The following is a 14,669-nucleotide window of genomic DNA, read 5'->3' as shown; positions in this document are numbered from 1 at the left end:
GCTAAAATAATCATCTATTGGTATTGTTTTTGATTTTTAGAAAGAAAATAAAAGCTTTACTTTTAAAATCGCTTAGTTTACTCATTCAAACGCTTGTGTTACACATTTAGTGTTTTATAAATTTAGCTTTCCAATTATATTGCTTCAAAAATGTATAAAATGAACAAAATAGTTTCCATATTAATGATTATTCTTTTTGCTAATACGTCCTTCTCTCAAGACAACAACTATTCCAAATTATGGAATGATGTTGAAAATTTTGAAATTGAAGGCTTGCCTAAATCGGCATTAAAGGCTTTAGAAGTTATTGAAGACAAAGCGAAAGCCGAAAACAATGCGTCGCAGCTTGTTAAAATTATGTTGTTTAAAAGTAAATTCATGCTTACGCTTGAAGAAGATGCACAACTTAATATTATTGAAGCTTTTAAAGCTGAAATTAAAAAAAGCAATGCGCCAACTAAAAACGTTCTAGAGAATATTTTAGCAACATTATATTGGCAATATTTCCAGCAAAACCGTTGGAAATTTTATAACAGAACAAAAACAAATGACAAAGTCGATTCTAACGATTTTAGAACTTGGGATTTAGAGACACTTTTTGCAGAAGTACACTTGCACTATAAAAACTCGCTTAATAATGGTTTAATTTTACAACAAACCAATTTAGATAATTTTGATGCCATAATATATAAGCAAAAAGATTCCAGAATTTACAGACCAACATTATTCGATTTTTTAGCGCACAATGCACTTATTTTCTATAAACATCAAGAAACACATATTACAAAACCTGCTTATAAATTTATAATAGATAATCCACAATATTTATCTGCTTCAAATGCGTTTGCTGCCTCAAAAATTGAGACTAAAGACACCAGCTCTTTAGAGTTTAATGCACTAAAATTATATCAGGAACTTATAAAATTTCATTTAAAAGATAAAGAGCCTTATGCTTTAGCAACTGTTAATATAGAACGCTTAAATTTTGTAAAACAGTATGCTACATTTAATAATAAAGATGCTATTTATATAAGCGCGCTTAAAGCTGAAATTGAAAAACATAAAACACACGAGGTTTCTGCTTTATATAGTTTTCAATTAGCTTCAATTTATAATGCTCAAGGTTTAGCTTATAATGCCAAAACCAATCCAGATGCACGTTGGAAAATTAAGGAAGCAATTGCCATTTGCGATGCTACTATTTCAAAATTTCCAAAAAGCAAAGGTGCAGAACAGTGTAATGTTTTAAAACAAAACATGCAAAATCCAAGTTTACAAATACTAACAGAAACAATACTTCCTATTCAAACCGAAGCAAAACTTTTAGTCACTTATAAAGCACTGGACGCCATTAACCTTAAAGCTCACAAACTAACAGAAAAACAGTATAACACTTTTTCTAAAATTTATAGAAACGATGAAAAAGAAGAGTTTATAGCTGGACTAAACACTTATAAAACATGGGATGCTTCACTTAAAAATGAAAAAGATTACCTGGTACATTCTACAGAAATTTTAATGCCTAAGTTAGATAATGGCCGCTACCTTATAACTGCTAACACTTCAGCATTAAAAGAAAATTTCTCAGCACATACTTTAGTACAAGTTACTAATATTGCAATGTTAGAGTACGACGATTCTACAAAAAAACACTTGCAATTTATAGATAGAAATAATGGAATTCCTATTGCAAATGCAAAAGTTAAATTAGATTATACTTATGGAAACGAAAAAGTAGAAACTATAAATAAAACTACAGATTCTAATGGAAAATTAAGTATTAGCAAATCGAAAAAAAATCGAAATAACATACAAGTAAAAATTTCGACTTCTAGTGATGTTGCCTATTACTCTAACCTATATATCAACAATTATTACAGAGACAGAAACAGAGACGAAAAACCAAGATATAACACCTTTGTATTTACAGACAGAAGTATTTACAGACCAGGACAAACAGTTTATTTTAAAGGTATTTCTATAAAAACTCATGATAATAAATCTGAAGTTATTACCAATCAAAACATAACAGCAAAGCTATTTAATGTAAATGGTGAAATGGTAAAAGAACTCGATTTAAAAACTAACGATTATGGTTCTGTTACTGGAGAGTTTATTTTACCAGAAGGCGGATTAACTGGTAATTTTTCTATTCGCTTACAAGGTAATAACTACAATAGTGGTTACGCTAATATTTCGGTTGAAGAATATAAACGACCAAAATTCGAAACCAATTTTAAACCTATTACCGAGACTATAAAAGTTAACGACAGTGTAAAAGTTATAGGTGAAGCTTTAGCTTTTGCTGGCTCAACTATTAGCAATGCAAAAGTAGTGTATCGTGTAAAACGAAATGTACAATTTCCACGTTGGTATTATTGGAGAGGACCAAAAAATACTGTAGATCAAGGTCAAGAAATTACACAAGGTGAAACCACGACTGATGCTTCTGGAAATTATGAGATTACTTTTAAAGCCATTCCAGATGAAAGTGTAGACAAAGAAAGCTTACCAATTTTTAATTACGAGATTACCGCTGATGTTACAGATATTAATGGTGAAACAAGAAGCACAACAACTATTGTAAATGTTGGCTACCATGCTTTAACCGCAACTATTTCAATTAATAATACTTTAGACAAAACTAATAAAGACCATAAAGTAGAAATAGATACACGTAACTTAAATGGAGAATTTGTACCTGCAAAAGGAACATTAAAAATTTATAAACTAAAAGCTCCAGAACATGTGCTACGTCCAAGACCTTGGAATGCTCCAGACTATCAAAATTTTACCGAAACCGAATTTAAAAAACATTTTCCTCACGAGGCTTATACAAACGAGCACCAAACTGAAAACTGGAAAAAAGGTGAGTTAGTTTACGAGAAAAAATTTGACACCGAAAAATCTAAAGAATTAGAATTAGGAAACATTAAAAAATGGCAATCTGGAGAATATATTCTTATTCTGGAAACTAAAGATAAATTTGGTCAAGATGTAAAAGATGAAGCTAAAACAAGAGTATTTAGCGAGAAAGATGAACTATTGGCAGATAATCAGTTGTTTCAACTAACAACAGATAAAGAACAATACGCAATTAACGATACTGTAGAATTGTCTTTAGCTACTGCTGCAGAAAATATTTGGATAACAGTTGACATTGAAAAAGACCATGAAATTATTAAAACTGAAATTATAAAATTAAACAGAAACACAAAAACCATAAAAATTCCTGTTACTCCAAAAGATGTTGGTGGCTTTGTTGTGCATTATAGTTTTGCCGCCTTTAATAGTTTTCACAGCAATTCGGTTAAAATAAATGTGCCTTATCCTAAAACCGATTTAGAAATTGAAACATTAACCTTTAGAGACAAACTTCAACCAGGAACTGACGAGACTTGGAAATTTAAAATTAAAGGACCAAAAGGCGATAAAGTTGCAGCCGAGTTATTAGCAAGCATGTACGATGCCTCTCTAGATGAGTTTAAACCACATAACTGGTATTTTAATCGTATCTATCGTTATAACTACTACTCTAGCTTTAGACGTCATGCTTATAAAAGTTTTGGTAATACAAATTTTAATGTACTTAGAAACGCATCCTTTAAAAGCTATGCACAACCTCAACAATATGACCAGTTAAATTGGTATGGTTTTAATTTAAATAATAGATGGCAGTACCAACAATATTTAAAATCACTTCAAAAAACTGTTTCTACTTACGATAAGGATTTAAAAGCAGGAACAGTAACAGGTTTAGTTTTCGATGGTGGAAATCAACCAATTGCTGGAGTTAATGTTATTGTTAATGAAAAAAGAAAAGGAACAACAACAGACAGTAATGGTGCATTCACTATTAATGCAAAAACTGGCGACAAATTAACATTAAGCTACGTTGGCAACCAGAAAACAATAACAATAGGTAAAGAAAATACTTTTAAAATCTATTTTAATGATAATTCTTTAGGTCAAGTGGTTGTTACTTTGGGATTAGAAAAAAAAGAAGCAGAACTAACATCATCAACAAAAAGGATAACTGCTGATGAATTAACACAAGCATCTAATCCATCAGTCATGGAGCAGGAAGAAGATTTTGCTTATTATAGAGGGAACAAAGTAACTCTTCGTGGTAATAGCTCTATTTCAGGAAATGAAAAAGCCTTAGTTGTAATTGACGGAGAAATTTCTACAAATGAAATTCTTCAGTCTTTAAACCCAAAAAATATTGTTTCAATAAATGTATTAAAAGGAGCAGAAGGCACCGCTTTGTATGGATCTGAAGCAGCAAATGGTGTTATTATAGTTACTACAAACGGTAACGATTCTTTAGAAGATTTCAGTCAAGTAAAAATTCGTAAAAATCTTCAAGAAACGGCATTTTTCTTTCCGCAATTACAAACTAACGAAAAAGGCGAAGTGTCTTTCAGTTTTACAACACCAGAAGCATTAACTAAATGGAAATTACAATTATTAGCACACACCAAAACTTTAGAACACGCTACAACATCACTTACAACAGTTACCCAAAAAGAATTAATGGTGTTACCAAATGTACCACGTTTTTTACGAGAAGGCGATCAAATTAGTATATCTACTAAAATATCTAATCTTACTAAAAAGGAATTAAATGGTGTTGCTGTGCTTCAGCTGTTTAATGCTTTAACAGGTGAATCAATAGATAATGATTTATCAAATTCTAACAATAATAAAAGTTTTACTGTAGATGCTAAAGGCAATACAAGTGTGACTTGGAATTTAAATGTATCAGATAATGTACAAGCTATTCAATATAAAATAATAGCAAAATCTGGTAACTATAGCGATGGCGAACAAAATGCATTACCTGTTTTAACAAACAGAATGTTAGTAACAGAGAGTTTACCAATGTGGATTCGTAGTAATCAAACAAAAACATTCACTTTAGATAAATTAAAAAACAATACCTCAACTACACTTAAAAACCATAAGTTAACGTTGGAAATGACAAGTAATCCTGCATGGTACGCAGTGCAAGCTCTACCTTATTTAATGGAATATCCTTATGAGTGTAACGAGCAAACGTTCTCACGTTATTATGCAAATGCGTTGGCTAGCCATATTGCAAACTCGAATCCTAGAATTCAGGAAGTGTTTAACCAATGGAAAAATACAGATGCTTTATTAAGTAACTTAGAGAAAAATCAAGAATTAAAATCAATATTAATTCAGGAAACACCTTGGTTACGCGATGCACAAAGTGAAACCGAACAGAAAAAACGCATCGCGTTGTTATTCGATTTAAATAAAATGAATAACGAACTATCTAAAGCAAAAAACAAATTAAAACAAAACCAAATGTCTTCTGGTGCTTGGTCTTGGTTTGGAGATTATCGCGAAAACAGATATATAACACAACACATTATTACCGGTTTTGGACATCTTGATAAATTAAATGTCATGTCGAGCGCAGGCGACACGTCTCAAATGATTGATAAAGCGCTAAATTATCTTGATTCAGAATTTGTGCAAGAATATAAAGACATTAGAAAATACGATAAAGATGCCGATTTAAATATCGATAGATTAAGCTACACGCAATTACATTACCTATACATGCGAAGCTTCTTTAAAGATAATAAACCAAGTAAAGAAGTTAGTGAGATTATGGAATATTACCATTCTCAAATTAAAAACTATTGGTTAAAAAGACCTTTATATGCAAAAGGTATGATGGCTTTAATCACTTATAGAATGAAAGATGAAGTAACTTCTGCTAAAATTTTAAACTCACTAAAAGAAACAAGTATTACTAGCGAAGAATTAGGTATGTATTGGAAAGAAAACACCAACTCATGGCATTGGTATCAAGCACCTATTGAAACACAAGCGTTAATGATTGAAGCATTCTCTGAAGCAGGAACTATTATTCAGAGCGAAGCTAAGAATCTCGCAACTATAGACGAACTTAAAATTTGGTTACTTAAAAACAAGCAAACCAACCGTTGGAAAACTACCAAAGCCACAACCGAAGCGGTTTATGCTCTATTGCTTCAAGGTAGTGATTGGTTAAGTGTTACAGATATGGTAGAGGTTGTTATTGGTGGACAAAGTATTAATCCTTCAAAATTAGAAGCTGTAAAAATAGAAGCAGGAACTGGTTATTATAAAACGTCTTGGAATGGCGAAGAAATTAAACCAGAAATGGCCGAAGTAAAAATTACTAAAAAAGGAAATGGTATTGCTTGGGGAAGTATGTACTGGCAATATTTCGAAGATTTAGACAAAATTACCTCAGCTGAAACACCTTTAAAACTGAAGAAAAAACTCTTTAAAAAAACGAATACGGATAAAGGTGAAGTAATAACAGATATTACAAAAGACACCAAACTTGAAGTTGGAGATTTAGTTCGTGTTCGTATAGAATTACGTAGCGATCGTGCCATGGAATTTGTACACATGAAAGATATGCGAGCTGCAGGTTTAGAACCTGTAAATGTGTTATCTCAATACAAATACCAAGATGGTTTAGGTTATTATGAAGCTACAAAAGACGCATCAACAAATTTCTTTTTCGATTATTTACCAAAAGGCATTTATGTTTTTGAATACGATTTACGAGTAAGTAATGCTGGAAATATGAGTAATGGTATTACAACCATACAAAGTATGTATGCTCCTGAATTTAGTAGCCATAGTGAAGGCAGTAGAATTACGGTTGAATAATTTCATAAACATTATTATTTTTATAAAAAATAGCCCAATAAAAAAACCTCGCAAATGCGAGGTTTTTTGTGTTAAACTAATATAGATAATTATTATTTTTTATCGTCTGCTACTTCGTTTAGTTTGTTGATTTCCTTATTATATTTTTCTCTAGCATTATCAACATTTTTATTTAGCTTCTCATTAGCCTTACGGTTTATTTTCACGTAAGTATCAAATGTTTCGTTTATTTCTTCTACCAAATCATCATACGCTTCATTAACCTCTTCTAGATCTCTTTTATACTTTTTCTCATTAGTATTATCTGAACTCATAAGAGCTTTATATTCCTTTTGCAAATCTTCAATATCTTCACTTATCTCTTCGGTCATCATCCATTCTGGTCTAGTTGTACTTAAAGACGCAATGGTACTTTCAAAATTTGGTAATGCAGTTTGCATTGTATTTAAATCTGCATCCTCTAATTTCTTCATCTCGATAGATAATTTATTAAATCCGTCCCAACCACTAATTTGTAAAGCCTTTACATCATTATTTATTGAACGTTCTACAATTTCTCCATCTACAGATGTTACTTTATTATAAGCCATCATTTGTTCTGTATCAGAATTAGAAGTATTCTCTTTAAGCATATCTTCTTTCTCAGAATTCATTTCAACCTTATTTTCTTCGTCCATATCTTTCATGTCTTTAGATTTATTTTCGTCCATACAAGACGTAAAAATTAATCCGGACATTGCTAATACCGATATTGATGTTTTTAAATTTTTCATAATATTTAGTTTTTTGGTTCGGTACAAAGTTAAAACCATGACATGCTTTAATAAAGAAAAGAATAATAAAATCGTCTTAAATTTTTGATAATAATTAACAAAATCACAATTTTATTTAACAAATATTAAAATAAAACATAATATTTTATTAAAAAAATAAGATTTACTCAAGAATATAAACAAAAAAAGCCTTTTCAAAATGAAAAGGCTTTAAGGTTTTAATATGTCTGTTCTATTTTAAACTGGCTAAACTTGTATTTAATGTTTCAATTTTAGCTAAAGCATCTGCTTCTTTTTTCTTCTCTGCTGCAACTACTTGTTCTGGTGCGCCTGCAACAAAACGTTCGTTTGATAATTTCTTTTGTACAGATTTAAGGAATCCTTCGGTGTATTTTAATTCTTCCGTTAATTTAATAATTTCTGCTTCAACGTCTATTGCACCTTCCATAGGTATAAAATACTCGTTAGATTTTACTCTAAAGGTTAATGCTCCTTCTACGGCTTCATTAACGTAATCTATACTTTCAAGATTTCCTAATTTAGAAATAACCTCGTCGAAAACAGTATTTGCTTTTTCATTATTTATTACAGAAAAACCAATAGCATCTTTAAAAGCTATATTTTTTTCTTTTCTAACGGTTCTTATTCCTGAAATAACTTCTGAGGCAAAATCGAATTGAGATATAAGTTCTTTATTAATAGGTTTTGCTTCTGGCCATTTTGCAATTATTAAAGCTTCTTCTGGTGTACGTTCTGAAATATATTGCCAAATATCTTCGGTTAAAAATGGCATAAAAGGATGAAGTATTTTTAAGTTGTCCTCAAAAATAGCCATTACATTATCGTAAGTTTTAGCATCTATAGGTTGTTGGTAAGCAGGTTTTACAATCTCTAATAACCAACCACAAAAATCATCGTAAATTAATTTATATGTTGCCATTAAAGCATCGCTTAAACGGTATTTACTAAAATGGTCTTCTATTTCTACTAATGCTGTTTGAAACTTAGCTTCGTACCATTCTAAAGCTATTTCACTAGATTTTGGTTGTGCAATTGCATCACTAACTTCCCATAAGTTTGTTAAATTAAAGGCATTCCATATTTTATTTCCAAACTTTTTACCTTGGTCGCAAAGTGCTTCGTCAAACATTAAATCGTTTCCTGCTGCACTACTTAACAGTAAACCAACACGAACTCCACCAGCTCCATAATCGTCAATTAACTTTAATGCATCTGGAGAATTCCCTAAAGATTTAGACATTTTACGACGTTGTTTATCGCGAACTAAACCTGTTAAATATACATTATTAAAAGGTTTTTGGTCTTTATATTCGTAACCAGCAATTATCATACGTGCTACCCAAAAGAATAAAATATCTGGACCTGTTACTAAATCGTTAGTTGGGTAATAGTATTTTATTTCTTCGTTTTCTGGATTACGAATACCATCGAAAACACTCATTGGCCATAACCAAGAGCTAAACCAAGTGTCTAAGGCATCGGTATCTTGTTTTAAATCTTCCGCTTTTAAATCTGTTTTACCAGTTACTTTTTGCGCTTTTTCAACTGCTTTTTCTATATTCTCTGCAACTACAAAATCTTCTTTTCCTTCACCATAGAAATAGGCAGGAATTTGTTGTCCCCAAAGTAATTGTCTAGAAATATTCCAATCGCGAATGTTCTCCATCCAATGACGGTAGGTGTTTTCGAATTTCTTTGGAAATAATTTAATTTCAGGATCTTCGCCTAAAACGGCTTCTATAGCTGGTTTTACTAGTTCTTCCATTTTTAAGAACCACTGGTCGCTTAATCTTGGCTCGATTACAGCTTTTGTTCTTTCACTAGTTCCAACTTTGTTAATATGTGTTTCGGTTTTAACTAAAGCACCTGTTTCTTCTAATAATTTTGAAACGGCTTTTCTAGCAACAAAACGATCTTGGCCTTCAAATTGTAAGCCAAAACTATTTAATGTAGCATCTTCATTAAAAATATCTATTACTTCTAAATTGTGTTTGTCTCCTAAAACTTTATCGTTTTCATCATGAGCAGGTGTTACTTTTAAACAACCTGTACCAAATTCTAAATCTACGTATTCGTCTTCTATAATAGGAATAACTCTTCCGCAAATAGGAACAATAGCTTTTTTTCCTTTTAAATGAGTAAAACGCTCATCTTCTGGATTTATACAAATAGCAGTGTCTCCAAAAATAGTTTCAGGACGTGTTGTAGCAATGGTTAAAGTATTATCACTTCCTTCAATTTTATAATTGATATAGTATAAGTTACCTTGGCGTTCTTCGTGTATTACCTCTTCATCAGACAAAGTAGTTTTGGCTTCAGGATCCCAGTTTACCATACGGTAACCTCTATAAATAAGACCTTTTTCGTGTAAATCTACAAAGACTTTAATTACAGCTTCAGACATGTCGTCGTCCATTGTAAATTTTGTGCGTTCCCAATCGCAAGAACATCCTAATTTTTTAAGTTGCTCTAAAATAACGCCACCATATTCTTCGGTCCAATCCCAAGCATGTTTTAAAAACTCGTCTCTTGTAAGGTTATTTTTATCTATACCTTGCTCTTTTAAACGTGCTACAACTTTTGCTTCTGTTGCAATAGAGGCATGATCTGTTCCTGGTACCCAACAAGCATTTTTTCCTTGTAATCGTGCGCGACGTATTAAAACATCTTGAATTGTATTATTTAGCATGTGTCCCATATGCAATACACCTGTAACATTAGGAGGCGGAATTACAATGGTGTAAGGTTCTCTCTCGTCTGGTGTAGAATGAAAATAATTATGTTTCATCCAGTAGTTATACCACTTGTTTTCTACGGTTTTTGCATCATATTTAGATGGAATGCTCATACTTTGGAATAGTTTTTGAATATTGATTAGCAAAAATACTTATATTTCTGTTTCTGCGAAATATTAAAGAGTATTAATGTATAGTTAAATAAGTTGAATGTACTTGTGAGATTGCATTACATCTAATATTTTTGCAGATAGAGGAAAAAGGAGTTAAATTTACAAAACCATTATAAATCAAAATAAAATGAAAAATTTAATAACATTATTATTTGTCGGATTAATTACATTTTCAATTAATGCTCAAGAAAAAGTAGCAAAAATTGAATTTAAAGAGACTACAATTGATTACGGAACTATTGAAAAAGGCGCAGATGGCGTAAGAACATTTGAATTTACAAACACTGGAGACGCTCCATTAATTGTATCTAAAGTTAGTTCTAGTTGCGGTTGTACTGTACCTAAAAAACCTAAAGCACCTATTATGCCAGGAAAAACTGGTGAAATTGAAGTTAAATATGACACAAAACGTGTAATGCCAATTAGAAAAACAATTACTGTTTTATCTAATGCAGAAACTCCAACTGTATCTTTAAAAATAAAAGGAGAAGTTATAGATCCTTCTAAAACAAGTGTACTTGAAAAGTCTAGAAGTAAAAGCGTAATGGAAAAGTAAATCTATACTCCATAAAATTTATAAAAGCCGAAATTTTTTTTCGGCTTTTTTATTTTATTAAAGATTCTAATCTAAATATAGCGTTAAATTTAATTCCATAACGCTCTAATTCCATCGTTATTTTTTTTCCTTCTTTACCATAAAAGTGAAATATTAATTCCTGTAAACTGTATTTTAAAGTATCATGGCCGTTAATTTTGGTAATTATATCTCCTTTTCTTATTCCCACCCTAGCGGCTGGAGAATTAGCTCTTACCGAAGAAACAGTATATGCTTTTTTAGCTACATACTTTCCCGTATTTACATATACGGCCTGAACGTTTATAATATCGCCATCCATTGAAAATTCGTTTTTTGAAATAGTATTTTTATCATACTCTGTAATTAATCTAACACCTTCATTTTCTACTTCAATACCACTTTTATTATAACTAAACTCTTTATTAAAATTAAAATTTCGCTTTAACACCATACGTTGCTTACTATAGTCTAAAGTAATATTAAAACGCTTTAAAATTTCTCCGCCAACGCTACCTCTTCGACCTTTTATCTCCCTTAAAACAGAAGTGTAACTTTTATCTGGGAAAGCTACTAATGGATTATATAAAGTATAGGTGTTTAATTTTAAAGCATTAATTTTTGAACGCTTACCATGAACACTACCGCTTAAGCCGTAACCTAAAAAATCGTCGAAATAATTATCTTTAATAGATATACCTAAAGTATCATTCTCAAAAAGCCATAATGCATCACTACTTCCAGAATCTATCAATAATTTTACGGGAATAGTTTTACTCCCTATATCTACAGCAATATTAACATATGGTTTATTATTATAAAACTCTAAATCAAAGCTTTCGCACCTACTACATGATTTGTATTTATACCCATCTAAAGCAGTTAATTTAAGTTGCTTTTTACTATAGTTTATATCTACAACAAAATCTTTTAATAAATCGTAACCAATAATGCCATGTATTGCCACACCTAGTTTAGGTGCAAAATTTATTGAAGAATCATAAATCACATAAAAATCTTGATTATTATTTACTGCATCTCCAATTTTAAAAGTGTTACCAGAAGATTTTAAAGCTTCAATTTCACCGTTATTCCCTAAACCTTTAAGGTAAATTTTTTCGGCATTTAAAATTTCTAAAGAGTCTGATGATTTTAAAAAATTAAATATAATTGGCTTACTAACTCCAGTGTCTAACAAAAAAGAAAGTTTAACTCCATTTACTTCAACAGGAATAATTATAACATTATTAATAATTTCGAAATTAATTTTATCTATTCCTTTTTTATTATTAATTACATAACTTCCTTGTGTAAAGCAAAGTATTGGAAACCATAAGAATATAAAAAGCAATCTCAATTTAATTATCATAGTGATTGAAGTTAAGAAATTTATTAACATAGATTAGACTTTTTTTTTGCAACTTTGTTTTTTAAAATTAATTCTATGCCATCGATTTCTAAAAAAGGGCAATTAATGCCACAATCTCCTATAAGAAAACTTGTTCCATTTGCTGAAAAAGCATACAAACAAGGCAAAACAGTATACCATTTAAATATAGGACAGCCAGATATTAAAACACCTCAAGTAGCTTTAGACGCAGTTAAAATACACTCTTTAGATATTTTAGCCTATACAAGATCTGAAGGTTCTGAACAATACAGACAAAAAATAGCAAAATATTATGCTAACAATGACATTCATGTAAATCACGATGATATTATTGTAACCACAGGAGGAAGTGAAGCGCTTTTATTTGCTTTTGGAAGTATTATGGACGTAGATGATGAAATTATTATTCCAGAACCTTTTTATGCCAATTACAATGGATTTTCAACAGCCTCTGGTGTAAAAGTAGTACCTGTTATTTCTAAAATAGAAAACAATTTTGCACTGCCTCCTATCGAGGAATTTGAAAAATTAATAACACCAAAAACAAAAGGTATATTAATTTGTAACCCAGGAAATCCAACCGGTTACTTATATTCTAAAGAAGAAATAAAAAAATTAGCAGATATAGTAAAAAAACACGACCTATTTTTAATAGCAGATGAGGTTTATAGAGAGTTTGCCTATGATGGAGCAACACACTACTCTATATTACAAGAAGAAAGCCTGAATGATTATGCCATAGTTATAGATTCTGTTTCTAAGCGTTATAGCATGTGTGGTGCAAGAATAGGATGTTTAGTTTCAAAAAACAAACAAGTTATACAAACAGCATTAAAATTTGCTCAGGCGAGATTAAGTCCGCCAACATTAGCACAAATTGCTAGTGAAGCAGCTTTAGAGACACCGCAAAGTTATTTTGACGATGTTATTGAAGAATATGTAGATAGAAGAAACACTTTAATTTCTGAATTAAATAAAGTAGAAGGTCTAAAAGTTGCCAATCCAAAAGGTGCATTTTATTGTATAGCAGAGCTTCCAGTAAAAAATAGTGATGCTTTTGCTCAATGGCTTTTAGAAGATTTCGACGTTAATGGAGAAACAATTATGGTTGCTCCTGCAGCAGGTTTTTATTCTACTCCTGGTGTTGGTTTAAATCAAATTAGAATTGCATATGTTTTAAACAAAGAAAGTTTAATTAAAGCAGTAAACATTCTAAAAGAAGCTTTAAAAGTATATAAAGACTAGTGCAAATACAGCATAACATATCATTAAAAAAATTTAATACTTTTGGAATAGAGGTTAATGCAAGGTATTTTATCTCTGTTAACACATTAGCTGAATTAATTGAAGTTTTAAAAGTTAAAGACTATCCTAAAAAATTAATTCTTGGTGGTGGGAGCAATATGCTTTTAACTAAAGATGTAGAAGCCTTAGTAATCCACATTAACTTAAAAGGTATTACTATTGTTAAAGAAGATACTAATCACGCAATAATTACAGCTAATGCAGGAGAAAATTGGCATGAATTTGTACTTTGGTGTTTAAGTAATAATTTTGGCGGCTTAGAAAACATGTCTTTAATACCAGGAAATGTTGGCACATCTCCTATTCAAAACATTGGTGCTTATGGCATAGAATTAAAAGATAATTTTATATCCTGCGAAGCATTAAACTTAGAAAACTTAAAAATCGAATCTTTTAATAATAAAGATTGTAATTTTGGTTACAGAAACTCAATTTTTAAAAATGAGGTTAAAGGTAAATACATTATTACTAGTGTTACTTTTAAACTTACAAAAACTAACCACCAATTACACACTAATTACGGAGCCATAACTTCTCAATTAGAGAATATGGGTATTACTACGCCAACTATTCAAGATGTTTCTAATGCAGTAATAGCAATTAGACAAAGTAAACTTCCCGATCCAAAAGAAATTGGAAATAGCGGTAGTTTTTTTAAAAACCCAATAATATCCACAAAAGCATTTAACCAATTAAAAACTAATTTTCCAGAAGCTCCTAGCTATCCTATTTCTAAAACAGAGGTTAAAGTTCCTGCAGGTTGGCTTATTGAAACAGCAGGTTTCAAAGGTAAAACTTTTGGAAATTATGGTGTGCACAAAAAACAAGCATTAGTTTTAGTAAATTATGGAGGAGCAAAAGGGCAAGAAATACTTGAACTTTCTAAATTAATACAAAAAACAATTTATCGTATCTTTAATATTTCTATTGAAGCAGAAGTAAATATTTTATAAACAATAAGTTTGCAATCTTAAAGTTAAAATAATAAACAAAAGA

At 30.6% G+C, this 14,669-nt stretch carries 7 protein-coding genes; 4 read left to right on the top strand and 3 right to left on the bottom strand.

What is annotated here, in order from left to right; translation table 11 throughout:
* The first annotated feature begins 159 nt into the window (after nucleotides 1-159).
* Nucleotides 160-6,702, top strand: a complete 6,543-nt coding sequence (locus BWR22_RS03755) for an alpha-2-macroglobulin family protein (protein ID WP_076732100.1) — start codon at nucleotides 160-162, stop codon at nucleotides 6,700-6,702.
* Nucleotides 6,703-6,794: 92 nt separating this feature from the next.
* On the opposite strand, the gene BWR22_RS03750 is transcribed toward BWR22_RS03755, so the two are convergent.
* A complete protein-coding gene (locus tag BWR22_RS03750) occupies nucleotides 6,795-7,475 on the bottom strand; it encodes a hypothetical protein (RefSeq protein WP_076732099.1) in 681 nt (226 codons plus the stop codon).
* Nucleotides 7,476-7,707: 232 nt separating this feature from the next.
* On the bottom strand, nucleotides 7,708-10,344 hold the full coding sequence (locus BWR22_RS03745) for a valine--tRNA ligase (protein WP_076732098.1): 2,637 nt from the start codon (nucleotides 10,342-10,344) through the stop codon (nucleotides 7,708-7,710).
* 187 nt (nucleotides 10,345-10,531) lie between these two features.
* Here BWR22_RS03745 and BWR22_RS03740 point away from each other — a divergent pair, with 187 nt between their 5' ends.
* Nucleotides 10,532-10,960: a DUF1573 domain-containing protein gene (locus BWR22_RS03740; protein ID WP_076732097.1), complete on the top strand. Its 429-nt coding sequence runs from the start codon at nucleotides 10,532-10,534 to the stop codon at nucleotides 10,958-10,960.
* A 49-nt stretch (nucleotides 10,961-11,009) separates the two neighbouring features.
* Here BWR22_RS03740 and BWR22_RS03735 read toward each other — a convergent pair whose 3' ends face one another.
* The gene (locus BWR22_RS03735; RefSeq protein ID WP_076734357.1) at nucleotides 11,010-12,347 is read right to left on the bottom strand and encodes an aspartyl protease family protein; all 1,338 of its coding nucleotides are present in this window, start codon (nucleotides 12,345-12,347) and stop codon (nucleotides 11,010-11,012) included.
* Between the two features lie 75 nt (nucleotides 12,348-12,422).
* Here BWR22_RS03735 and BWR22_RS03730 point away from each other — a divergent pair, with 75 nt between their 5' ends.
* Entirely contained in the window at nucleotides 12,423-13,613 is a 1,191-nt protein-coding gene (locus BWR22_RS03730; protein WP_076732096.1) for a pyridoxal phosphate-dependent aminotransferase, read from the top strand.
* Nucleotides 13,613-14,626, top strand: coding sequence for a UDP-N-acetylmuramate dehydrogenase (murB, locus tag BWR22_RS03725; RefSeq protein ID WP_076732095.1), 1,014 nt, complete (start codon nucleotides 13,613-13,615; stop codon nucleotides 14,624-14,626). The genes BWR22_RS03730 and murB overlap by 1 nt, the downstream gene beginning before the upstream one ends.
* Nucleotides 14,627-14,669 lie beyond the last annotated feature (43 nt).

Origin of the sequence: Lacinutrix venerupis (genome assembly GCF_001971745.1) — a bacterium.
GTDB classification, from domain to species: Bacteria; Bacteroidota; Bacteroidia; order Flavobacteriales; family Flavobacteriaceae; genus Lacinutrix; species Lacinutrix venerupis.
Note: the sequence above shows the minus strand (reverse complement) of the source record. Positions and strands in the feature narration are given on the sequence as shown.